This is a genomic window from Vagococcus sp. WN80Y (genome assembly GCF_059621045.1).
In genome coordinates this window covers 37,242-62,998 of sequence record NZ_JCAQHY010000154.1, presented here as the reverse complement: position 1 = coordinate 62,998, position 25,757 = coordinate 37,242, and the positions used below count along the sequence as shown (strand labels likewise).

Sequence of the window (25,757 nt, the reverse complement as noted above, 5' to 3'; positions counted from 1 at the left end):
GTTGGTGTATAATAGTCATAGAGAACACTCCTTTTTGATTCTGTTGGCTTGCACTTACATTATATCAAAAATGGGGAGGTTCTCTTTTTTTAGTTGATTTAATCCCTTATGCCGTAAGGCATTGGAATTATGAAATTGATTCGATTGGTTGAAAAGTTGTTTTATGGAAGTTGTTTATTGTTACATATATATTGTAAGGGCTGGAAGAGAGAGTTAGAAACAAAAGGAGTATAAAAAAGACCTGCAATGTGTTATGGGTACAGGACTTATGTGTGGGCAAGATTATTAAGAGTATACCAGCGCAAAATATACTTAAGCCACGATTCAAATTTTTATAAAATAGGAAATTGGATTTGCGAAGGGGCAAAAATAGACAATTTAAAAAGGACTTGTGTATTTCAAGTCCTTAAGTTTAGCCATAGAGTTATCAGTTTCTTCTATTGAATTATTATTTATTGAATAGTGTTTTATGAATCCCTAGCTTTTGGGTGAGTCCTGTTTATTTAGCCGTAGAATTCTCAATTTCTTCTATTAATTTATTTTCTGGTAAATAGTGTTTTATGGAACCCTAGCTAATCTTGGATGTCGTTATTTTTTGTATAGTGATTTAAGAAATAAATCAATGTTTGTAACTCATTTGTTAAATCAATGCTTTGCACTTGCACATCATTCGGGGTTGACAAACGAACTGGAGTAAAGTTCATAATCCCTTTAATCCCTGCTTTAATCAACAGATTAGCTGTATCTTGAGCGGCATTTGCAGGAATTGCCATAATAGCTATTTCGATCTGCTGCTGTTTAATTTGTTCTTCCATATCACTCATTGGATAAACTGGAATCCCATCAACAATTCGGCCAACTAATTCTTCTTTTACATCAAATGCTGCACTAATTCTAATATTGTTATTTTGGTGGAAACCATAATTTAATAACGCATTACCTAAATTACCAACACCGACCAACACCACATTAGTCAAACGATCTTCACTTAAAGTTTTGGCAAAGAAATCCAACAAACTTTGAACATCATAGCCATAACCTCGCTTGCCTAACTCACCAAAATAAGAAAAGTCACGACGAATTGTCGCGCTATCAACTTTAACGGCCTCACTCAACTCAGTTGATGATACCTTAGTTTTCCCTGAATCTAACAATACTTTCAAATAACGATAATACAGCGGCAAACGCTTCGCTGTTGCTTTTGGTATTACTTGGTTTTTCATAAAAATTCTCATTCCTCCTAATTAGTAATCCGTTCTTTCAACGATACTTATGATAAATTGCATCTAACTTTCACTTGCTCTTGAACAGTGCTAAACAAGAGTCTGGATAAAAGGCAATTGCTTTTATTATTGATTTCCCATTATTATAATACCAGTATCTGATAGATAAAAGCAATTTTTCTGTTTGATATTGTGAAAAATTTTCTTGATAATAGGTTTGTTTTCGATAATTTTTCACAAGAAAAGATAAGTATGATAGACTAGTACTATACTTAAGCAAGCGAGGGAAACAACCATGATTTTATTACAAGCTAATCAAGTTGCCCGTCATTTTGGAGCGGACACATTGTTTAAACACATACATTTAGAAATTCAAGATCGGAGCCGAATTGCCTTAGTTGGCAGAAACGGCGCAGGGAAATCAACCTTATTAAAAATAATCGCTGGAATTGATGAGCCTGATGAAGGGAATATTTCAAAAACAAAGCAGCTGACAATTGGTTATTTAGATCAACATACCGGCTTTAATAGTGATAAAACTATTTGGAGCGAGATGCTATCTGCTTACGATGCCTTACTTACAATGGAAGGTCGTATACGTGAGTTAGAGCATCAAATCGGACAACCAGATTTGATGGCAGACGAAACTACCTATCAGCGATTGTTAGCTGAATACGATCAATTACAACACAACTTTAACGAACAAAATGGTTATGGTTATGAAGCAGAAATGAAGGCTGTTCTAAACGGTTTCCATTTTGATGAAAGTTTTTATGAACGGCCCGTTAATAGCCTATCGGGAGGTCAAAAGACACGGCTTACTCTAGCAAAACTATTGCTTGAAAGTCCTGATTTACTTATTCTCGATGAACCAACTAACCACCTAGATATTGAAACATTAGCTTGGCTAGAAAACTATCTGCAAGGCTATAGGGGCGCTCTTCTAATTGTTTCTCATGATCGCTACTTCCTTGATAAAATAGTGACAGAAGTTTATGAATTAAGTCGGCAAAAAATGACGCATTATAAAGGTAACTACACTCGTTACTTAGAATTAAAAGAAGAACAACTAGCCCAAGACTGGAAGGCCTTCGATAAGCAACAAACTGAAATAAATAAATTAGAAGATTTCGTTGCCCGTAACTTAGTTCGTGCTAGCACAACAAAACGTGCTCAAAGTCGTCGGAAACAACTTGAAAAAATTGAGCGACTAGATAAACCGACTGGTGATGAAAAGTCGGCACGTTTTCTATTTAGTAGCGAACGCGAATCTGGAAATGTCGTGATTCATTTAGAAAATGCAGCGATTGGCTATGGAGATACTATTTTATCCGAGCCCGTTACTCTAGACATTCGTAAACGTGAAGCAATTGCGTTAGTTGGACCAAATGGCGTTGGAAAATCTACTCTTCTAAAATCTCTCATTAAGGAAATTCCTTTTATCAAGGGTGAAGCCACATTAGGAACAAATGTCTCAATCGGCTACTACGATCAAGAACAAGCTAACTTGCGCTCAACTAAAACCGTCTTACAAGAATTGTGGGACGAGCATCCTACCACTCCGGAAAAGGATGTTCGTTCAGTTTTAGGAAGCTTCCTTTTTTCTGGTGAAGATGTTGAAAAAACTGTCCCACTACTTAGTGGCGGTGAAAAAGCACGTCTTGCTTTAGCTAAATTATCCATGAACAAGGAAAATTTTTTGATACTAGATGAACCTACCAACCATCTAGATATTGATAGTAAAGAAGTTTTAGAGCATGCATTGATCGAGTTTGATGGTACCATCTTATTTGTCTCTCATGACCGTTACTTTATCAATCGCATTGCTACTAAAGTAGTCGAATTATCAGCAATCGGTAGTAAACTTTATTTAGGTGACTATGACTATTACTTGGAAAAAAAATTAGAAGAGGTAGAAATTGCTGCTTTGAAATCAGCAGAAGCCAGTGAGATAACAAAAAAAACAAATACACCCACTGCTCGTAATCAATTTCAACAATCAAAAGATGAGCAACGTGCTGTTCGTAGTTTATCGAGAAAAGTTGAACAGCTTGAACAACAATTACTAGAGATTGAGGAACAAATTGAAACTATTCACGTAGACATGACTAATCCAGATTATTTTGATGACCATCAAAAATTACTTGAACTTCAAACTACCATGACAACTCTCGAAACACAGCAAGAAAACATAATGAATGAATGGGAATCGCTTAGTTTAGAATTAGAATCAAAACAGAACTAAACAAATCTTTTTAACTTTTAAAGAGTGAAGGAAACATTAATGATTGTTTCTTTCACTCTTTTTTCTATTTGTAACTAACAGCCGTTCTTGATCCTCTCTTAAGACTTTTTTTAAAGCTTTTAGCTATCATAAGTGTAACGGCTACAAACTCTCTTAAAAACGCGCTAGGAAGGTAGTACCGAGCAGTCTGTGAGCCTATTCCTTTAGCAACTAACCCAACCTGCTTTGCAAACAAGCTACTGCGAAAAACATGGAAATTATTGCTAACAAAAACTGCTTCATAATCAAGCCTTTCTTTTTCAATCAAAATCTTACTAAAAAGCATATTTTCATAGGTATTGATTGCCTTATTTTCTATAATAATCTCCGAAGAATCAATTCCTTGCAAGACCAAATAATTTTTCATCGCTTCTGCTTCAGAAATTTTTTCATCCACTCCTTGTCCACCTGTCACGACAAACTTACTCTCTACTCCGTTTGAAAGCTGTTGATAATAGAGTTCTATTGCTCGATCAAGCCGGCTTTTTAATAAAGGAGTCACACGATTGTTAATCAAGCCACACCCCAAGACAATAATGTAGTCTGCTCGTTGGTCCTTAACAGCCCGTTGATTCAAATAAGCTACAACAAGAAAGATCATAAAGCTTAACAATAGCAGTAAAGATAAAAAATTAGCTGACAGTGTCAAGCCTTGTAGAACTGACATTTCTGTTTGATATGCTAAAACATTCGCGAAACTCACACCTAATAGAGCAACTCCAAGTAAAAATGACAAGCTGTTCCCCAAAGTTAGCGATTCTTTGCAAAGCATCGTGGTACCATTTAAAGCAAAGACCACACCAGCTGACAAAACGATAAATGGAGCTAAAACAATTGACAACGTAACACCCAATGGGACAATGACAATCCCAATCGATAAACTTAACATCAGCAATGAAGCTAACGCCATAGGACGTAGTTTATTTGCTTCAGCTAAAGCTGTCGGCTTCCTCACCTGCTTAATAAACCCAATCATCACCAAAGTATAAATTCCTCCAACAGTTACAAATGTCATCATTTTTCCTCATCTCCTTTATCTCTTATCTTAAGTATAGACGGAATACTAGATAAGCAACATCGAATCAACTTTCACTTTTAAGCTCTGACCTAACAAAATTGTCATATCATCACTTAATAATTTTAATTGTAAAAAAAGAAACAAACGTAGTTGCTTACGCTTGCTTCATCTCTAAATCCAGTCATTATCGACCTATTAATAATTTTTTACTGTTGTTCTAAACTAGATACTCTCTTCAATCAACTCATCGCTTAAACTATTTTTGATCATCTCGAACAATTTGTTGAATCTTTTGATACATCTCAGCTACTTCGGCTAAATCACGTGCATTAGCTCCACTAGCCAATGGATGTCCTCCACCGTGATGAGCCTTCGCCAATTCATTAATTGCGGGTCCTTTTGATCGTAAACGGACACGATAATAACCTTCAGGCTGCTCAACAAAAATCCCCCAAGCAATCACACTATCAACTTGCCCTGGCAAAGGAATCAACGCAGCAGTTTCAGCATCGGACACGCCATATTCTTCCAAAATACTATACGGTAGCAAAACCATGCCAGCTCCATGCTCATCAAGCTCCATTTGCTGTAACACGTACCCTGATAATTTAGCAACATTTAGGGTCGTATCATTAATGTAACGGTTTAAGCGTGGTGCATCAAAATTAAAACGTGTCAATTTGGCTACTACCTCAAAAGTATGTGACGTAGTAGCAGGATACATAAAGCGACCGGTATCACCTACAATCCCGCCATACAACAAACGAGCCCCCTCATCGGTCATTGTCAATTCTTCTTTAAAAGCTTCATAAAAATCAGCAATCATCTCACTACAACTACTAGCCGTAGTATTTACCCACGAAAGATCTCCGTATGGTTCATCATTAGGATGATGATCAATTTTAATCAACTTATCTCCTAATTCATACCGATCATCACTGATTCTTGGTGCATTTGCGGTATCAGTCACTATCACCAACGCGCCTGAATAGCTCTCATCAGCCACGTGATCCATATCAGTCATGTACCCCAAATCATCAATAGGTCCCCCCACTTTGTAGATTTTCTTATCAGGAAAAGATGCTCTTAGCATCTCCACTAAACCACCCTGAGAGCCCAAAGCATCTGGATCTGGCCGTTGATGTCGCTGAACAATAATCGTGTCATATGCTTTAATCTCAGTTAAAATTTCTTGTGTAATACTCACTTAACGCACCTCTTTCCTTAAGTTTTCTCCATTAATTGGCAAATGACAATCGCCTTAGCAACAATCGCATTTTCCAAATAAACCTCAATATCTAACTTAGCCGACCGTCGGCCAATTTCCAGAACTCGTGGTCGAATATCCAACTCACTTTCAATTTGAATCAAACGAAAATAATGCAAATTAACTTGCTCAATCACCACATTACGCCGTTGATGAAGATACATCGTCCGTTGAGACACATTACTAATAATTTCACTCAGAACACCAAAGGAAATCGTTCCAACCGTACTAACCATCTGCGGTGTCACAGTAAAACCAAAATGAGCCTCGTCATTTTTAGTCGCACCTTCAATAGTAATAATCTCGCCCGAAATTTGATCAGAAATCGTGTTAGCCATTTGCGGTTGACGCTGTGCCAACTGCATTGCTTTCATCACGTCCTGCCGCGAAATAATGCCGATCAATGACAGATCATCTTCAACGACGGGCATCATTTCCAGTCCATCCCAAATCATTAAATGACCAACACTCGCCACGCTCATATGTTTTTTTACATTATTAGGGTCTTTCGTCATTACCTTATCAAGTGTTTGCGAATCATGCTTGCCTATTAAATCCTTTGCAGTAATAATCCCAAGAACTCGTCGGCTCTTATTTACTACAGGAAAACGGGTATGGTTAGTTTGATCTGATAACTCACGATAATCCGCAACAGTATCAGTCGTATATAAATAACTCGTCTTATCTAGAGAAGTAAAAATATCACCAACTAGCATAATATCTTTTTTGATTAATTGGTCACTCATTGCTCGATTAATCATCGTCGCAACTGTAAATGTGTCATACGACGTACTTAATATTGGTAAACCAACTTCATCAGCTAATGCTATAATTTCATCGCTAGTTTCTAACCCACCTGTAATTAAAACGGCCGCGCCTCTTTCCAGAGCTAAAATTTGTACTTCTTCACGATTCCCAACAATCATTAACGAACCAGGAGTAATATAGCGTTCCATAGCTCTTTCAGTCATTGCCCCAATGATAAACTTGGAAAGAACCTTTTCAAGTCCATTACGACCACCTAAAATATCCCCTTCAATTATTTTTACTACTTCTCCAAAGGTCAATTTTTCAAAATGACTTTTCATTTTTCTTTCAATACGAATTGTTCCCACACGTTGAATGGTAGAGACCAATCCCGTGTTCTCGGCCTCTTTTATCGCTCGATACGCCGTCCCTTCGCTAACGCTTAAGCTCTTAGCGATGCTACGCACTGAAATCCGCTCACCAACAGGTAACGTTTCAATATACGCTAAAATTTGATCATGCTTCGTAGCCATCTACTTATTCTCCTCTTAGGTAACCTTCATTTATGGACATTCAAACTGATTCATTAATAAAAAAACAGTCTCATATACTCATTATATACGTTTATGAGCGAAATAACAAAGACAACGCGTTAGAAAGTATAACAGTTTTCCATCCACCAGTAATACAGTTTTTCACAAAGTACGCTAACCTTAATAACTAACATTCATCCCTTACCTCTCTAAATAAGTCATTTCCAACAATTAGTTCTTAGTTTATCAACAAAAAATCTGTATCAAATTAATATATTTGATACAGGTTTTTTCATTGTCATATTTAATTAGTGACACGCTCATTTCGTTTACCTTTTACAAAGCGCCAACCAGTCATTCCTAAAGCCACTAAACAGATTATAAAGGAGACGAAGTAAGTAACTCCCATACCATAAATAAAGATGTCTGGACGATCAGTTAAATAAGTCGTTACCTTTTCACCCATCTTAGCAGTCATTGCACTATATAAAACTGTAGTAGACAACGAAATCCCGACGACCATGCCAAAATTACGAGCGAGTGAATTCAGACTACCTGCAATACCTAAATCCTCAACTGTCACACTACTCATCACAATTGTATTATTAGGCGCTTGAAAAAGAGCATTTCCAAGACCCATCAAAGCTGGTATTAGCATAAATAATCCCAGCGACGTTTCTGCTCCAACTAACATATAACTTATTTGTGAGATGGTTAGCAATACTAAACCGACCAGACATAAAATCATCGGTCCCACTTTATCTGATAATGCACCACTTATTGGTGCACCAACTACCATAACTAAAGGGAACACCATCATGATTAGGCCTGCTTTACTTGGAGTAAACCCACGTAAATTTTGTAAATAAAAAGGTAAGATAACATTTGCAAAAAAGTTACTCACAAAAATTAATGAAGCTGTTAATAAGCTCATCGTGAACATTTTATTCTTAAATATTGAGAAATGAACTAATGGATTATCCACACGTTTTTCAATTCGATAAAAAGCAATTAAGCTGATTAATGCAATTACCATCAACACCGCAATCAATACCTGTTTAAAACCAATCTCTTGTCCAATAAAAATACCACCAAAAAAACTCATAATGAAGATACCGAAAGTCACAAAACCCGCCACATCAATTTTTTTCCTCGAACGAACCGTGTCTTTCGGTAAAAAACGTTGACCAATCAAAATTGTAATTAGGCCAACTGGCACATTGATCCAAAAAATATAAGACCAATGAAGTTGATGCAAAATTAAACCACCAACTCCTGGACCAGTAATAGACCCCAAAGAAACAAATGAGCCCATTAAACCAAGTGCTTTTCCTCGTTCACTCATCGGAAACACTTCCGTAATAATGCCTGTTCCTGTCGCCATCGTCATACTTGCACCGATAGCCTGAATGATGCGTGCAACCAACAATAATGTTAAAGATCCTGGAATACCACATAAAAGTGACCCCAAAACAAAGACAATTGTTCCCCATTTAAACACAATAACTTTTCCAAAACTGTCACCAATCTTACCAAAAAGTAATAAGCAGGCACAAACTGTCATTAAGTAAATAGAAACTACCCACTCAGACTGATTCATCTTAACCCCAATATCTTCTGAAATTGTTGGTAAAGCCACATTCACAATACTACCATCTAAGGTTGACATAAACGTAAAAAGACCAATCGCGATTAAAATGATCCAACGATGATTATAATTTGCATGCCGTGACTCTGGTGTTAATTCTCTCTCCACATAAACTCCTTCTTTCTCATTAAAAAATCTTATTCTCTTCAAAACTGAAGAGAATAAGATCAAAGTTATTTTTTACGCTGACTTGTTTCCATAATAACTGGCAAAATGACAGGCCGACGCTTTGTTTGTTCAAATAAATAGCGACTTAATTGCTCGCGAATATCTTGTTTTAACTTACCCCACTCAAAATCATTGTTTTTCAGATTCTCTTGAATGATGTCCTCAACAATTATCGCACTTTCTTTCATCAAGTCCTTACTTTCCTTCACATATACAAATCCTCGTGATGTGATTTGCGGACGAGCCACAATTTTTTGTTGCTTACGATTAATAGTTGTAACAGCAATAAACACACCGTCTTCTGACAAAATACGACGATCGCGTAAAACAATATTACCAATATCGCCAACACCTAATCCATCAATTAAAACATTATCCGCATCAGCTGTTCCAGCAATATGCATCCGACCATCTTTATACTCCAGCATATCGCCACGGCCAGTCAGGTAAATGTTCTTATAAGGAATTCCCAATTCATTGGCCAAATCAGCGTGAGCTGCTAGAACACGATACTCGCCTTGAATTGGAATAAAGAACTTCGGTTTCATCAGATTTAACATTAGCTTCAAATCGTTTGGATTAGCATGTCCTGAGACACGGAAATTATCCGAAATGGTTTTGACCGTACCACCCGCACGATAGATCATATCCTCTGTTTTAGCAACCGTGGTCTCCATAGCAATTGAAGGTGTTGTTGTAATGTAAACTAAATCCCCTTCTTGAATATTGATTCCACGTGTCCGACTACTTGCCATTCGTTGAAGAGCTTTGATTGGCTCACCCATTCTACCCGTTTCCAAAATCAATAATTCTTCTGGCTGGTAGTTTTTCATCTCTTTGGCTTCAATAATTAGATCTTCACTAGCTAAAGTTAATTTATCTAATTTAATTGCTGTTCGAATAATTCGTTCTAAGTCTTCCCCAGTTAGAACTACTTTTCTTAATGAACGATGGGCAGCATCCAACACTTGCTGAACTCGTTGGATATTACTAGCAACACTGGCTACTATAATCCGACCATCCCAATAACGCAATGTATCGAAAACTTCTTCTGAAATTTGACGCTCCGATACAACTTGAGTCGGATTTTCCGCATTTGACGAGTCACTTAATAATGCAAGTACGCCTTCCTTACCAATTTCTGCTAAACGAGCAAAATCCGTTTGATACATTGGTATCGCACTGTGATCAAATTTAAAATCTCCTGTATAAACAATGTTACCTTCTTTTGTTTTAACTGAAACACCGACTGAATCTGGAATCGTATGAGTTGTTCTAAAGAAACTCACTGTTCCGAATTCAAAATCAATTTCAGTAAACTCATTGATTACATGAAAATCTTTAAATGACTTAGAACCAGGATAACTCTCAACATTTAACTTAGCCAACTCAATAGTCAGTTCAGTTCCAAAAACAGGCACATTAATACTTTCTAATAAATATGGTAAAGCACCAATAGCATCTGCATGACCATGTGTTAAGAAAACACCTGCAATCTTATCTTTATTTTCTACAAGATAAGAAAAATCAGGAATAACCACGTCAATACCTAACTGATCATTTTCTGGGTATTTTAGACCACAATCTAAAATAAAAATCTCTTCTTCCACTTCTACGATGTATAAGTTTTTTCCGTTCTCACGGACACCGCCTAGTGGAATAATTTTGATGTTACTCAAATCTTTCACCTCATATGTTCTTCCCAATGATTACTTATTCAGTATCATTAAAATATTTTCTTTTTCTGTGGGAGTACAGGCAACCAGAGGTAAACGTAACCCACCGACATCAATTCCTCGGTGATTTAAGACAGCTTTAATCGGCGCCGGCGAGGGCACTGAAAAAACAGCTTGCATTTTAGGCAGTAACTTGGCATGCATCTCTGCAGCGGCTGCCACTTCCCCATCAGCTAAAAGCTGGTACATAGAATACATCTCATCACCAATCACATGACTAGCAACTGAAATAATTCCTTGCGCCCCTAGTGTTTTAGCCGTAAATGCCATGGCATCATCACCACTGAACAATAAAAAGTCATCTGGAGCTCCGACCTTAATTGACGCCAAGGCTTCAGCCCCACTACAATCTTTTGTCCCTATCACATTAGGTAACTCAGCTAAACGCAAAGTCGTAGCCACCTCCATATTAACACTTGTACGACTTGGCACATTATATAACATGATAGGTAGCTCACTAGCTTCTGAAACGGCTTTAAAATGCTGGTAAAGTCCTTCTTGGTTTGGTTTGTTGTAATACGGGACTACAACAAGTCCAGCTGCAACTCCTTTAATCTTTGCTACTTTTTTAATAAATTCACAGGTTACCTGAGTACTATTGCTCCCCACACCACAAATGATTGGTACTCGACCAGCAACAATCTCAACGCTTGCTGTAAATAACTCTAAAGCTTCGTCTTGGCTCAGTGTTGGCGATTCCCCTGTTGTGCCAGAGACAATTAAGCCCTCTGTATGATGAGCAAGTAGATACTCAATCAACTTCGGTAATTTTTTATAATCAACTGCCCCTTGGTCATCAAAAGGTGTCACCATAGCAGTTAAAATACTTGCTTGTCCTAAATCCATTTTAAAATCCCCCTCGAGTCTTGTTCTATGGTACACGAACCAGGTCTAATTGGTGTAAGGTTTCTGCGATTTGTACGGAATTCCAAGCAGCTCCTTTTAGCAAATTGTCTGAAACAATCCACATATGGAAGCCATTTTCCACATCTAAATCACGACGAATACGCCCAACAAAGGTTTCTTTTTTGTCAATACTTGTCAATGCCTGAGGATACAACTGATTAGCTGGATCATCTTGTAAGATAACACCAGGCGCTTCTTTCATCAGCCCCTGAATCATAGCTACATCAATTGAGTCTTTCACTTCAATATAGACAGACTCAGAATGACCTGATAGCACCGGTACACGCACACAGGTTACTGAGACTTTAATACTCGCATCGGACATAATTTTCTTCGTTTCATTGACCATTTTCCACTCTTCAAGTGTATAACCATCTTGTCCAAAAACATCAATTTGCGGTAGTGCGTTAAAAGCAAGTGGAAAATGCTTTTTATCTCCACCACATGGTAAAATGTTAGCAACAACTTCCGCAGCAGACTTGCCCGCAAGCATGTCCGTTAACTGAGCCTCAAGTTCTTTAATAGCTGACATACCAGCCCCACTAACCGCTTGATAAGTTGATACGATTAAGCGATCTAAGCCTACTTTTTGACGAATCGGTTCTAATGCCACCATCATCTGAATAGTTGAACAGTTTGGATTAGCAATAATCCCTTGATGGCTACGCAAAGCCTCGGGATTAACCTCTGGAACTACAAGCGGCGTGTTCTCATCCATTCTAAAGGCACTTGTGTTATCTATGACAACGACTCCACGTTTAACAGCTTCTGGCGCAAATTTCTTAGAAAGATCTCCACCAGCACTAAAGATAGCCAAATCGACACCCTCAAATTCCTCTGCAACCAATTCCTTAATAGTCACTGTTTGGCCTTTAAATGTCAGTTCTTTTCCAGCGGAACGCTTAGAAGCCAGGAGTTTAATTGCCTTAATTGGCAAAGGACTACTTTCCAACATCTCAATAATTTTAGTGCCAACCGCACCAGTGGCTCCAACAACTGCAACGTGATATTCTCTACTCATACAATAAACTCCTTCATTATGGATAATTTTTCCCGAGAAAACTCATTCTTCATTTTACCACAAAAATCGATAAATATCCTTATTATTCTCCTTTATTGCGGGTAAATAGTTTAAGCTATGCAACAAAAAGACAAAAAAAGAGGAGCTTTTTGATTAAATCTAGCCCCTCTTAAATAGTTATTTTCGTTTATTCCCTAAATTGTGCATCATATAAATTTTTGTAAACTTTTCCTAAAGCCATTAAGCTTTCGTGAGTCCCTTCTTCAACAATCCCCTTCTCATTGACCACCACAATCCGAGTGGCATGCTTAATAGTAGCCAAACGGTGGGCGATAATCATTGTCGTTCGTCCTTCAGACAGGGAGAATAGCGACTCCTGAATCACTTGCTCTGTTTCAGTATCTAATGCAGAAGTAGCTTCATCTAAAATCAAAATTGGTGGATTTTTTAAGAACATACGAGCAATTGCAACTCGCTGTTTTTGTCCCCCAGAAAGTTTTACACCTCGTTCGCCTACTATTGTATCCAAGCCCTCTGGTAAATTATCAATCACTTTTTCCAAATGAGATAGTTTTACTGCTCGTAAAATTTCAGCTTCCGTTGCTTCCAATTTGCCATACGCAACATTTTCACGCAAACTTCCTGGAAAAAGAAAGACATCTTGTTGAACAATCCCAATTTGTTCACGTAAAGAATTAAGTGTCATATCTCGTATATCAATACCATCAATCGTAATTCGGCCAGATGTCACTTCATAAAAACGAGGCAATAAATTGCATAAAGTTGTTTTTCCAGAACCACTCGGGCCAACAAAAGCAACCGTCTCACCTGGATGAATACTCAAAGAAATATCTGTTAATACTTTGGTTGAATCTTGATAAGCAAACGATACTTCTTCATAGCTAATATTCCCTGCCAATTCACTAACTTCTTGGGCATCCGACCGATCCTTAATAGTAGGTTCTTTATCAATTTCCTCAATAAATCGTTTGAAGCCTGCGATCCCCTTCGGATAACTCTCAATCATATTATTAACTTTTTCAATTGGTCGCACAAACACATTAGACAAAAGAATGAATGCTACAAATTGGCCGTTAGTAATCTCACCATTAATCACGTAATAAGCCCCAAAGAAAAGAACAAAAAGATTAATTAACCGTATGAGTAAATAATTATAGGCTGAGCTGATTCCCATCACTTTATAAAAGGCTAGTTTGGATTGACGGTAATTCTGATTAAGTTTTTCGAACCTAGAGGCCTCATGCTCTTCATTAGCAAATGCTTGGACGACTCGGATACCACTGACAGATGCTTCTATTCCAGCATTAAACTCTCCTAAATTATTATAAATATCAGTATTCACTCGTGTCATCTTTTTATTAAAAAAGACGAGAGCGATTGTGATAAATGGAACTAAAATTGCTGTTGCAATCGCTAGCTTAACGTGAGTATTTAGCATAATCACAAAAGCTCCTACAAGTGTCATTACAGTAATAAATATATCCTCTGGCCCATGATGAGCTACCTCTGAAATTTCAAATAAATCGGTGGTTAAACGACTCATCAATTTTCCAGTTTTTTGATTATCGTAGTAACCAAAAGGCTGCCGCTGTAGATGGGCATATAAATCGCGACGCATATCTGTTTCCATATTAACTCCCAGCATATGACCAAATGTTACCACCACATATTGCAATCCCGTATTTACCACATAAAAAAATAATAGAGACAAACATGCCGTAATAATTAAGTTCCAATCATTTTTCGGCATGATTTTGTCAATCACATGATTTACGATGAGCGGGAAAGCTAATTCCAGCGCAGCCGCAATAATCGCACAACTAAAATCTAATATAAACAGCCCCTTATAGGGCTTGTAGTAACTCATAAATCTTTTTAACATTTAAACACTCCTCCCTAATTAATTAGTTAAGCAAAGATCTAGAGAGATGTAAAGGAAAAACAAATAAGTTCTTAAGAAAGAACAGACAAGTTTGTCTTCTCACTAAGAACTTACTAGTTATATTTTGAAAAATATCTATCACTGTCTTATTTATTGGCCAAAAGCTTCAAATATATCCGTAATAAATTTGTCCTCATTTTGGATAACCCACTTACTTTTATCCTCTGCATCTGCCATTAAATCAAGCTCAACTATTACCGCTTCTTTTTTCGGCTGTTGCTCCTTAATCATTGTAGTCATAGTGCTAACACTGATTTGATTGACCATTCCATTAATTTGCTCATCTGTTGTTTCAGCAGATATATCAGCCATTTTTTTCTCAAGCTCGGTTTCCAACGATTTAGTTAACTGCTCATCAGATAATTCTTCTAACCCAATAACCGCTATCTTAACCTTAGCCTTGCCTTTACTTTCTTTTTCGACCTTTACTTTAAATGATGTTTGTTCTTTTAAGTTAGCTGTCAAAGAATCTTCAATTTCCTGTAGTTGGGCATCATAACTTTCATCCAAAGCAAAAGATTCTTTTAGCTCAGCCACAATGGTTGATGTTGCTTCTTTTTTAGAACTTGCACCTTCATAAGTAAAATCTTGTTTCATTTTATCAATCTCTTTATTATAGACAAGTCCGTTGACAAGTACGGTTGCTGCTTCTTTAGCGTCCACTGGTTTCTTACAAGCCACCAGAACAAATGACAAACTAATGATCAACCCTAACTGTAATTTCCGTTTCAACCTTATTTCTCCTAACTATCTACGACTCCGATTATAATCTTTTTTCTCTTGAATGATCTGTTGACGATCGCTTTGTGACAAGTTTGGATCACTTAATTGTTGGCCATATTCTCGGTTTCGTTCACCAATTTCGCGACCACTTTGACTTGCTCCTGATGTCGTATCAACTGCTTGATTTGACGCATCTGCTTGAGGTTGAGCTTGTTGAACTGCGGCTTGTTCCGTTGCTGCTTGCTCTGCTACCTGAGCTGCTTGTGCTTTTTGCGCCTCTGCTTTCTGTGCTTCAGCAGCGGCTTTTTGCTCAGCCACTTTAGCTTCTTTAGCTTTAATTTTTTCAGCTACTTTATTTTTAACTTCTTCACCGGCCTTCTGGCGAATTACTTCTAATTTTATTTGAATTCGCTCATTACGAATGGCTTGTTTCATTTCAATTATTGACTCTTTTGCAACTGCTTCAGCAGTTTCCGTCATACCATTAATTGCTAAACCTAAGCCGATAACACCTGCTATTGCCATAATTCCTATTTTTCTCATTTGCTTCATCTCCTAATTTGTTTACACAATTCCATCACTAGTATTAAATAACCTCTAGCTACTACTAATCATAAGACAATAGTTATATTAATTGTTGTTTTTTCGAATTTTCTTACTGTTTTCTCATTTACTGATTATCTATAACCTATTAAAAAACCGTCTCATTATAAGTAGTCCCTATTCTGTGTCTTTACTTTCAACACATAGTAAACATCTCAATAATTGACTCCAATCTAATAATTAATCTTCTAACTTACTCTCAGCGTAAAAGGAAAAGCCACTTTCCGCGCAATCACATTAAAAATATCTAGTATGGTAAGGCACGTCAGATTTGTTGAGGTGGCTTAACAAAAAAACTTACACGTTTGGAGAGCCAATTTTTCTGGACGTCCCTTTGTGTAAGTCTTTTTCTATGAATTTTTTAATTTATGACTATAAATAATACAAATTCTCTGACGGATAAACTGGGTCGCAAGTGACATCTACGCCAAGTTTACGCAAAGTTTGCTCATCATCTTTATTTAACATAACTGTTGAATGTGCTTGAACACCATCTAATTGAGACAGTTGTTCGTAAGCCAATTGAGCTGTAGGATTTGTCACTGCGCTAATGGCTAAAGCAATTAATACTTCATTAGCATTCAACGCTGTTAAGCGACTATTCAAGTCATTAACTTTTAATTTTTGAATAGTCTCTAAAATAACAGGTGATAAAAGTAAAATCTCATCAGAAATATTCGCTAACGTCTTGATTGAATTTAGAATAGCTGCCGAACAAGAATCCATTAGGTTACTAGTACGCCCCGTAATCACTTGCCCATCATTTAATTCAAAAGCAATTACAGCAGGCAATTCATTGCTCTCAGTCAGATCAAGACGACTTTCCGCATAAAGACGAGCAGGTGAAACAGGAACCCGATCTTCCTGTTTAAGCTCCAACTCTTCCATGATCAATTTCATTCGATTTAAAATTTCTTCCTCAACTACCCCTTTTTTAAAGTCATTTTCAGTCGCAAAATAACGACGAATTATTTCTTGTTTAGAGGCTTCTTGCACAACACCATCATCTGTAATCCCAAATCCTACACGGTTAACGCCCATATCAGTCGGCGATTGAAACACGGATTCTTTTCCCGTAATTCGCTCAATAATGCGTTTAATGACAGGGAATGTTTCAATATCCCGATTATAATTAACTGCCACTTGCTTATATTTTTCATAGTGGAATGAATCAATCATGTTAACATCCTTCAAATCAACTGTTGCAGCCTCATAGGCAATATTTAAAGGATGTTTCAATGGGATATTCCAAACTGGAAAAGTCTCGAATTTAGAATAATCAGCACTGCGTCCTTGTAAATTTTCATGATAGAGCTGATTTAAACAAGTTGCCAGTTTTCCACTTCCTGCGCCTGGAGCTGTCACCACAACAATTGGTTTAGTTGTTGGAATGTACTCATTTTTTCCAAAGCCGTCAGGGCTCACAATCTTATCAATATTAGCTGGATAATCTTCAATTGCACTATGCTTATAGACTTTTATATCACGACGTTCTAACTTATTAATGAAAAGTTTTGTTGATGGTTGGCCATTATAACGAGTAATGACAACACTGTTAACCGCTAATTCATACCCTCTTAACTCATCGATTAAACGCAAAATATCCATATCATAAGTAATGCCATAATCTCCACGAATCTTATTGCGCTCAATATCTCCTGCATATACACAGATGATTATTTCAGCTTGATCCTTCAACCGTTGTAATAATTTGATTTTGGCGTCCTCATCAAACCCTGGTAGAACACGTTTAGCGTGCTTGTCGCCAATTAATTTACCGCCAAATTCAAGATACAATTTGTCGTAATCATTCACTCGTTCAAGAATATACTTTGATTGTTCTTCAATATATTTCTGTGGATCAAATCCAAGTTTCTTCATGTCAGGACCTCCGATAAGCTTTCTTTTCATTTTTACCTTTACCCATTATAAACTATTCTGACTAATTGCCAACCTATTTCTACTAAAATCTTAGCCACCACTTTTAAGCCACTACACGATAAAACCGTTTCTCTCAATAGGGAAAAAGCTTTTCATCAGTTTATTATTATTTTTTGCATAGTTTCTTTTAATCCCAGCTCATAATTAGTCTGGTTGTCGCTCACTCATATTTTATGTTCAAGCTTATGGCCTTAGAGTAGAGGAAAAATACGTACATATTTCAAAATCAAAACAATTAGTAATCTTTTTCACATGTTATCTTCTATTATATCTCCCTTATTTTCTTTTTAAAGATTGATTAAATTAACCATTTCCGCTAACTAATCTTGTCACGATATGTTAAACTCTAAGATGAAATCTTTTGATACCTACCATTAAATAAATGTAGGAATAACTAATGAAAGTAGTGAAGTTAATGAACATCGGAATTGATAAATTGAACTTTTTCACGCCAAGTTTATTCCTAGACTTAGTGAAGCTGGCTGATGCAAGAGGGATTGATCCTGATAAATTTACTATTGGGATTGGCCAAAATAAGATGTCAATTAATCCAATTACTCAAGATACCGTTTCTATGGGAGCTAATGCAGCTCTACCTTTAATAACACCTGAAGAGGCAGAAACCATCGATTTAGTGATTTTGGGAACCGAATCAGCGATCGACTATTCTAAATCTGGTGCAGTAATTATTCACCAACTACTGGGCATTCAACCTTTTGCTCGCTCAATTGAAATTAAGCAGGCTTGTTATGGTGCCACTGCTGGACTCATGATGGCACGCGATTACATCGCCTCTAACCCTGGACGAAAAGCGCTAGTAATTGGCTCAGATATTGCTCGCTACGGCTTAAAAACGGCTGGCGAAGTTACTCAAGGAGCTGGTGCAGTAGCGATGGTTATCGCTGAGAACCCTCGAATTTTGATTTTAGAAGAAGAGTCCGTTGCTATGAGTCAAGATATTTTTGATTTTTGGCGCCCAACGTATTCAGATAATGCTATCGTTGACGGCAAGTATTCTAACGAAGCTTATATCGATTTTTTCCAACGTATTTGGCATGAATATTCCGCACGAACTAGCTTAACTTTAGAAGATTTCACTGCCATTACATTTCATCTTCCTTACTCCAAAATGGGACGAAAAGCTCTCAATACCATTTTAGATACCGCTTCGGAAGAGACTCAGAAACGACTAATTGAAAATTATCAGTACAGTACAGCCTACACTAAAGATATCGGCAATATTTATACAGGTTCTTTGTACTTGGGTCTCTGTTCTCTCCTTGATTTTCAAAACACACTGCAAGCCGGTGATCGGATTGGTTTATTTAGCTATGGTTCTGGCGCAGTTGGAGAATTTTTCAGTGGCAAGCTTGCTAAAAATTTCAGAAAACATCTAAATACAGATTTGCATACTGCTCTATTTGCTGATCGTCATGAGCTTACAATTGCTGAGTATGAGGAAGTCTTTAATGAGAGTCTGCCTACTGATGGATCATCGCAAACCTTTAGCAGTCGATTCGATCAAGCCGCTATTTATTTAGATAGTATCAGCGAACACCAACGTCATTATCAACGAAAAAGCAACTAAGTAAAAACGAGAGACGACATGTCATCTCTCGTTTTTACTAGATAGGATTAACAATCGAAATGGAGGAATATTATGCGTGAAGTTGTCATTTTAAGTGCCGTACGGACACCAATTGGAAAGTTCCGTGGCGTCTTTAATGAGACATCTGCGGTTGAATTAGGAATAGCCGCTGGTCAAGCCGCTATTGAACGGGCACACCTTGCACCTGAACAAATTCAGCAAGTTATTTTAGGTCAAGTGTTACAGGCTGGATGTGGACAAAATCCAGCTCGTCAGATTGGTCTAAATTTAGGTGTCCCTCAAACTGCACCAGCTATGACTATTAACGAAGTTTGTGGCTCTGGACTTAAATCAGTGATTTTAGGAGCACAGGCCATTCAGCTTGGAATTGCAGATGCGGTTTTAGTGGGTGGCATTGAAAATATGTCACAAGCACCATTATTACACAAAAGACTAGGACGAGATGAAGAAACTACGCCCGATTCAATGATTGATTCGATGTTCAATGATGGACTGACCGATGCTTTTAGTCAATTGCCTATGGGCACCACAGCAGAAGCTGTTGCTGAAAAGTATCATATTTCTCGTGAGGATCAAGATCGTTATGCGCTTGAATCACAACTTAAAGCCGCAAAGGCTCAAAAAGAACAACTTTTTGACAAGGAAATTACACCAGTTAAATTAGCAAATGGGCAATTAATCTCTCAAGATCAAGGAGTTCGTGCTAACAGTACCTTAGAACGTTTGGGTCAATTAGCCACTGTTTTTCAAGAAAACGGAACGGTCACCGCTGGAAATTCTTCAACAATCAACGACGGCGCTTCGGCTCTCGTATTAATGGCAAAAGAGGAGGCAGAAGCTCAGGGACTTTCTTACCTGGCTACTCTTGGAGACTACAGTGAAATTGGCAATGATCCAAGTTATATGGGATATGCACCATATTATGCAATTAAGCAGCTATTAGAAAAAATGCAGACAACAGTTGAAGATATTGACTTATTTGAAATTAATGAAGCTTTCGCTTCACAATCTATTGCTGTAGCACGCGATTTAAACTTACCATCAGAAAAAGTCAATATTACAGGTGGTGCGATTGCCCTTGGACATCCATTAGGTGCTTCTGGTGCGCGAATTTTGACCACTTTACTTTATGCTTTAGAACGAGAAAATAAACACTGTGGGATTGCTTCTCTTTGTGTAGGTGGTGGAATCGGTCTTGCTTTAAGTGTTGAGCGTCCTATTAACTAAAGAGACAATTAATGGAGGTCGATCATGAGTCATTTTTCTAAATTTTATACCAAAAGTCGCGAAGAGAGGCTAGCTCTTTTGGAAGAGGCTAATTTTATATCAGCAGATACCAAAACACTTTTCACAAATAACACGCCCTTAGATGAGACTGTTGCTAACAGTTTAATTGAAAATCAATTGACTCAATTTCCTTTACCAATGGGAGTCGCCTTAAACTTTATCATCGACGAGCAAGAAGTTGTCGTACCAATGGTTGTCGAGGAGCCTTCTGTAATTGCTGCTTGTAGCAATGGAGCGAAGTTTATGAGTCCCAAAGGTTTTACGACTACAATCAATGAACGAGGGCTTATTGGTCAGCTAATCATTGAAGGACTTACTGATGTGGCTGCCGCCAAAGAGCTTATTGAGCAGCGAAAACCAGAATTAATTGCTCAAGCAGCGATAAGTCATCCCTCTATTGTCAAACGGGGTGGCGGAGTTACTGATATTGAGACCCGAATCATTACTAACGAACTCGGTCAGGCAGAATTTCTAACCATTCACTTAATTGTTGATGTTAAAGATGCCATGGGTGCCAACATTGTTAACACTATTTTAGAAGGCTGTCGTCCTATGGTAGAAGAATGGCTAGAAGCAAATTGCCTGATGAGTATTTTGAGTAATTTTAACGATCATTCATTAGTTACTGCTACTTGCACAGTCGACCCTAAACGTTTGACCACAGCAACTATGGATGGTCAGCTTTTAGCTGAGCGACTTGTAGCTGCTACCCGTTATGCCCAGCTCGATCCTTACCGAGCTGCTACTCATAATAAAGGAATCATGAACGGGATCGACTCGGTACTAATTGCTACAGGCAATGATGCACGCGCTATTGCAGCTGGAGCTCATGCCTACGCTTGTCGTAAAGGCCAATATAGCAGCTTATCTAGCTGGCAATTATCAGAGACAGGGCAATTAGTTGGTAAACTGACATTGCCAATGCCAGTTGGAACTATCGGTGGCGCTATCAGCGTACTTCCGATGGCCAAAGCTAATCTAGAACTATTAAACTGTCAATCTGCTACTGATCTAGCTCGAATTGTAGTTGCTGTCGGTTTAGCACAAAATTTTTCGGCTTTAAAAGCCCTAGTGAGCGATGGAATTCAAAAAGGTCATATGAGCTTGCACGCCAAGTCTTTGGCAATTCATGCTGGTGCCATTAACCAAGAAGTTGAACTTTTAGCAGAACTTTTAAGAAAAGAACCTGCCATGAATTCGACGATTGCTAGCGAATTATTAGCCAAAATCCGAGGATAAAAATAGAGGGGAAAGTCATCAACGGATGATTTTCCTCTCTATTTTGCTGCTATCCTCAAATAAAACTCACATCACTCTTTTTTGTCCTGCTTTATGAAAATGAGCGAGGAAAATGACTTTTCTCTCGCCCGCTAATTAGTCTCGCATTATAATATATAGTACTATCAACAAAGCTATACCGGCCCCGCTGGCAAGAAGTGGTGGTAATAAAACAAATAAAAATAAAATAGCCGCTAATAAAAATACTACCATGCTTACCCCTTTAGCGAGATTATCCCGACGAACTCTTTTTCCTCTGACCGTTTTGGGAAAAATTTCAAGTAGGTAGCCGTTAAACAATAGAACCCCGACACCGACAAGTATAACGACCATTACCAACAATAGCCATTTAAATGATTTAGCAGTCGATTCGTCTGCTACTTTGGGTGCCAGTACTGTTCGATCCAGTAAAATATTATTGGCTTCAAATGTATTGATAACCACTGACATCAAACGATTAGAACTTTTTATTTCTGTGTCTTGTGTCGGAGCCCAGATCATAACCCCAAGTGCCCCAATATCAATTGTGTCTTGGACCTTTTTTTTAACAGTCGCTTTACTGTTAAAATAATAAGTCAATCCCGCAACCTCAACTGCATCACTTGTTGGTACACCTGTTGCATCTGCCACAATTTTACTATAGGTCAGAACCTCGCCACTTTCAGCTTTACCATAAAAAGGGATTCCCCCAACTAACTTCCTAATCTGGTCGCCACCCATCAAATCGTTCCAATAATTCAAACTATTCTTTTGTAACTCAACTGGCGAATGGTGAGGCGTTCCTGGAACTTGAGCATCATAAGCCATAATATTAACCCAGTCCGCCTCTCTCAGCGCCTCTGGTTTAAAATGATTTTCCCACTTTCCTGTGGCTCGACCACTCGAAGCAACTCCAGTCGGCACACAGATTGATAAACTCGTTTTTTCTCCAAGAGCCTGATTTAAACTCTTGATGAATACGACATATTGATCTGCCTGCGATTCCTCTGGGTACTCCCAATCAATATCAATCATATCTAATTGATACGTCTTGGCAAAAGCTATTATTTCTTCAATAAACTTAGAACGATTGGCCTCTGAAGTCGCTGCTACAAAATTATCACTTAACCCCCAACCGCCTATACTAACTCCCACTCTAACATTTGCTTTGTGAGCCTTTGTAACAAGTGTTTTTAAACGTTCAGGACTTCCACTTTCGGTAAAACTTAATGTTCCATTTGTTTGTGGTACGACCGCAAAATAATTGACATCCGTCAATTGTTTGAAATCAATGGTACTATCCATAGTTTTCGTATCATAGTCGGGTAAGTAACCAATAACTCGCATAGCAGTCTCTGCTGCTATAGCTTGAACAGGACGCCCCCATACTAAAAGATGCCCCATACCTATCAATACTAAGATACACCATTTAAGCCCCATATGCTTTTTTATCATACATTACTCCTTATAAACCGTACGCCGCACGATTTCTATAAATTTATCTGCTAAGCTTTAGTAAAACAAATCCCCTTTTTTTAATAATTTCACCTCTTTATATCATATACAATTCTCACCTTTTTATCAAAATTATCGCTTCACAAGACGTCTTCCACCTTAAATATTAGATAAACTTTGGATAAATTAGCAATTTAGGTTTAATAAGAATTAAGAAAAGCTCTGCTTCTTTCTCTATTTTTACTTTATTTAACATATTTAAGCCAAATAAAAAAAAGAACAAACAAAAGTATTTCCCTCCACTTATTTTATGCATACTGAATTAATACTCGCCAAAAATCCCCCTCATTTCTTTGTCCTTTAGACCTTAGAAATGAAGGAGATCTTATCTAAATATAGTGCACAAGGTAAAGAAACATCATTCACAGTTCCCCCTAAAATAATTTTTCTCTTTATTTCAACTCTTTACTATGATTCCCGCAGATGTGTCAGGCTTTGGAGATGATCTTTTTTAGGTGTATTTAACATTAAACAAAAGCCAGCCGCAATAAAAGTAATGATTGTAGCACCGACATAGGCCACTTGAATGCCGTGTATTGTCGCAGTTTGAATAGTTTCACTTGGATTTGCTTGAGAAAAATCAACAGTTCCACGGCTCATTACAGTCACAAGAAGAGCTGTTCCAAGGGAACCAGCAATTTGGCGGATGGTATTATACATGGCAGAACCATGGGCCATAAGCTCTAACGATAACGCATTAAGTGCTTCAGTTTGCAGAGGCATCAAGGCCAAAGCTAAACCAAATGAACGAATAGCTTGCATGCTGGCTAAGTAAGGCAAGCTAGTTTCTGCTGAAATAAATGTAAACATCAGGGTACCAAAAGTTAAAATCAATAACCCAACAAAGCTCAAATATTTGGCTCCCATCTTATCATACAATGCCCCAGTTACTGGCGACATAAAAGCGGTTATTAGAGCTCCAGGCAATAAAACCATGCCCGAGGTCATTGGCGAAACCCCCTGGACATTTTGTAAAAAGATTGGTAATAAAATCATCCCACCATACAAGCCCATTATCACCACGAAGTTAGTCATTGTAGAAATAGTAAAGAGTCTGCTTTTAAAGACTGAAAAGTTCAAAAGCGGGGTCTTTATGTGAGATTGTTGATAAACAAATAAACCAGTTCCAACTAATCCAATTAATATATAACCCGCAACATCAAATGTTCCCCATTCTTTATCACCAGCATTACTAAAACCAAGTAATAAGCTACCTAGGCCAATCGTTGATAAAAGGATTCCAGTAAAATTGAACACTGGAAACCGTTGCTCACCAAAATTTTTTAAAACAAAAAAAGCAACAAAAGTATTAATGACAGCTAGCGGCAAAACAATTAAGAAAATCGACCGCCAACTATAAGACTGCACAATCCATCCTGATAGAGTTGGACCAATTGCTGGTGCAAAGTTCATTGCCAAACCGATGAACCCCATTGCTTTTCCGCGTTTTTCAATCGGAAACATGTTCATTACTACGACCGTCATCAATGGACTTATCGGCCCCGCTCCCAAGGCTTGAATCATACGACCAGCTATCAGCATTGGATAATTTAAAGAAAGTGATGCCAATAATGTTCCTAATGTAAAAACAATCATTGAAGTCAAGTATAGATGACGTGTTTTAAAACGATCTATCAAGAAAGCAGTTGCCGGTATCATGACACCACTTACAAGCATGTAACCATTTGATAGCCATTGACCTTGAGCGGCTGTAATGTCAAAATCTCTCATTATACTCGGCAATGCAACATTCATTAATGTTTGATTTAAAAAGCTTAAAAAAGTTCCAAATAATAAAATAACCAATACCGTTATATCTTGATTTCCTGTTTTACTTTTCCCCACGCACACTTCTCCTTTGTTTCAATAACTGAATAATCTCTTGCTGTGTCTCATAAAAGGCTTGTAATTGTGCCTCATCCATCTCTGCCAATACAGCAAATTCTTGAATGTAACCTGAATAAGTTTTTCTCAATGTTTCTTCACCACAAACAGTCAATGACAATTCTAAAGTTCGCCGACTTTTTTGACTTTGCTCTCGTTTGACATAATCTGCTTTAACCATTTTTTCAACAACTTCTGAAGTCGTACTAGAACTCAGATTTACTAACTTAGCCAACTCATGTAGCGATATCTGAGGCTGTTTATCCAACATGTCTAAAATAAACAATTGTGTCATTGAAATGTTATATGTTTGCGATTGCTCTTCTAATAGAGCGTGTGTCTCTTTTCTTAATTCTCTAAGGGACAATAAAATATCACGAGTCAACGATTCGTTCACTATGTATTACTCCTTTTCTATTCCCAA

19 protein-coding genes are annotated in these 25,757 nt (G+C 37.6%); 4 read left to right on the top strand and 15 right to left on the bottom strand.

Annotated elements, in window-relative coordinates; genetic code table 11:
* Window positions 1–572 precede the first annotated feature (572 nt).
* Entirely contained in the window at window positions 573–1,223 is a 651-nt protein-coding gene (locus tag AC5KOD_RS12315; protein ID WP_496914868.1) for a redox-sensing transcriptional repressor Rex, read from the bottom strand.
* Between the two features lie 295 nt (window positions 1,224–1,518).
* Between AC5KOD_RS12315 and AC5KOD_RS12310 the strand changes: the two genes are divergently transcribed.
* Window positions 1,519–3,468, top strand: coding sequence for an ABC-F family ATP-binding cassette domain-containing protein (locus AC5KOD_RS12310; protein ID WP_496914867.1), 1,950 nt, complete (start codon window positions 1,519–1,521; stop codon window positions 3,466–3,468).
* A 64-nt stretch (window positions 3,469–3,532) separates the two neighbouring features.
* Here AC5KOD_RS12310 and AC5KOD_RS12305 read toward each other — a convergent pair whose 3' ends face one another.
* The 11 genes from AC5KOD_RS12305 to AC5KOD_RS12255 all read right to left on the bottom strand — a co-directional run bounded on the left by AC5KOD_RS12305 (window position 3,533) and on the right by AC5KOD_RS12255 (window position 17,721).
* Window positions 3,533–4,525: a YdcF family protein gene (locus tag AC5KOD_RS12305; protein ID WP_496914866.1), complete on the bottom strand. Its 993-nt coding sequence runs from the start codon at window positions 4,523–4,525 to the stop codon at window positions 3,533–3,535.
* Window positions 4,526–4,781: 256 nt separating this feature from the next.
* Entirely contained in the window at window positions 4,782–5,732 is a 951-nt protein-coding gene (locus tag AC5KOD_RS12300; protein ID WP_496914865.1) for a DHH family phosphoesterase, read from the bottom strand.
* A gap of 17 nt (window positions 5,733–5,749) precedes the next feature.
* Window positions 5,750–7,072 carry a DRTGG domain-containing protein gene (locus AC5KOD_RS12295; protein ID WP_496914864.1) on the bottom strand — a complete coding sequence of 441 codons (1,323 nt, stop codon included), beginning with the start codon at window positions 7,070–7,072 and terminating at the stop codon, window positions 5,750–5,752.
* Window positions 7,073–7,376: 304 nt separating this feature from the next.
* Window positions 7,377–8,828: an MFS transporter gene (locus AC5KOD_RS12290; RefSeq protein WP_496914863.1), complete on the bottom strand. Its 1,452-nt coding sequence runs from the start codon at window positions 8,826–8,828 to the stop codon at window positions 7,377–7,379.
* Window positions 8,829–8,893: 65 nt separating this feature from the next.
* A complete protein-coding gene (locus tag AC5KOD_RS12285; protein WP_496914862.1) occupies window positions 8,894–10,567 on the bottom strand; it encodes a ribonuclease J in 1,674 nt (557 codons plus the stop codon).
* Window positions 10,568–10,597: 30 nt separating this feature from the next.
* Window positions 10,598–11,470, bottom strand: a complete 873-nt coding sequence (gene dapA, locus AC5KOD_RS12280) for a 4-hydroxy-tetrahydrodipicolinate synthase (protein WP_496914861.1) — start codon at window positions 11,468–11,470, stop codon at window positions 10,598–10,600.
* Window positions 11,471–11,495: 25 nt separating this feature from the next.
* The gene (locus AC5KOD_RS12275) at window positions 11,496–12,551 is read right to left on the bottom strand and encodes an aspartate-semialdehyde dehydrogenase (RefSeq protein WP_496914860.1); all 1,056 of its coding nucleotides are present in this window, start codon (window positions 12,549–12,551) and stop codon (window positions 11,496–11,498) included.
* 187 nt (window positions 12,552–12,738) lie between these two features.
* The gene (locus tag AC5KOD_RS12270) at window positions 12,739–14,454 is read right to left on the bottom strand and encodes an ABC transporter ATP-binding protein (RefSeq protein ID WP_496914859.1); all 1,716 of its coding nucleotides are present in this window, start codon (window positions 14,452–14,454) and stop codon (window positions 12,739–12,741) included.
* Window positions 14,455–14,604: 150 nt separating this feature from the next.
* Complete coding sequence (locus AC5KOD_RS12265; RefSeq protein WP_496914858.1) at window positions 14,605–15,246, bottom strand: DUF5105 domain-containing protein; 642 nt, start codon at window positions 15,244–15,246, stop codon at window positions 14,605–14,607.
* 15 nt (window positions 15,247–15,261) lie between these two features.
* Window positions 15,262–15,780, bottom strand: coding sequence for a hypothetical protein (locus tag AC5KOD_RS12260; RefSeq protein WP_496914857.1), 519 nt, complete (start codon window positions 15,778–15,780; stop codon window positions 15,262–15,264).
* Window positions 15,781–16,212: 432 nt separating this feature from the next.
* Window positions 16,213–17,721, bottom strand: coding sequence for a DUF1846 domain-containing protein (locus AC5KOD_RS12255; RefSeq protein WP_496914856.1), 1,509 nt, complete (start codon window positions 17,719–17,721; stop codon window positions 16,213–16,215).
* A 475-nt stretch (window positions 17,722–18,196) separates the two neighbouring features.
* On the opposite strand from AC5KOD_RS12255, the gene AC5KOD_RS12250 reads away from it, so the two are divergent.
* The 3 genes from AC5KOD_RS12250 (at window position 18,197) to AC5KOD_RS12240 (ending at window position 21,916) form a co-directional block, all read left to right on the top strand.
* The gene (locus tag AC5KOD_RS12250) at window positions 18,197–19,369 is read left to right on the top strand and encodes a hydroxymethylglutaryl-CoA synthase (RefSeq protein ID WP_496914869.1); all 1,173 of its coding nucleotides are present in this window, start codon (window positions 18,197–18,199) and stop codon (window positions 19,367–19,369) included.
* A 72-nt stretch (window positions 19,370–19,441) separates the two neighbouring features.
* Window positions 19,442–20,617, top strand: a complete 1,176-nt coding sequence (locus AC5KOD_RS12245) for a thiolase family protein (RefSeq protein WP_496914855.1) — start codon at window positions 19,442–19,444, stop codon at window positions 20,615–20,617.
* 24 nt (window positions 20,618–20,641) lie between these two features.
* On the top strand, window positions 20,642–21,916 hold the full coding sequence (locus AC5KOD_RS12240) for a hydroxymethylglutaryl-CoA reductase, degradative (RefSeq protein WP_496914854.1): 1,275 nt from the start codon (window positions 20,642–20,644) through the stop codon (window positions 21,914–21,916).
* Between the two features lie 135 nt (window positions 21,917–22,051).
* Here AC5KOD_RS12240 and AC5KOD_RS12235 read toward each other — a convergent pair whose 3' ends face one another.
* The 3 genes from AC5KOD_RS12235 to AC5KOD_RS12225 form a co-directional block, all read right to left on the bottom strand.
* Window positions 22,052–23,389 (bottom strand): glycoside hydrolase family 18 protein, encoded by a 1,338-nt coding sequence (locus AC5KOD_RS12235; protein WP_496914853.1) that lies wholly within the window; start codon window positions 23,387–23,389, stop codon window positions 22,052–22,054.
* 468 nt (window positions 23,390–23,857) lie between these two features.
* Window positions 23,858–25,294, bottom strand: coding sequence for an MDR family MFS transporter (locus AC5KOD_RS12230; RefSeq protein WP_496914852.1), 1,437 nt, complete (start codon window positions 25,292–25,294; stop codon window positions 23,858–23,860).
* Entirely contained in the window at window positions 25,281–25,730 is a 450-nt protein-coding gene (locus AC5KOD_RS12225) for a MarR family winged helix-turn-helix transcriptional regulator (protein WP_496914851.1), read from the bottom strand. Before AC5KOD_RS12225 ends, AC5KOD_RS12230 begins: the two co-directional genes overlap by 14 nt.
* Window positions 25,731–25,757 lie beyond the last annotated feature (27 nt).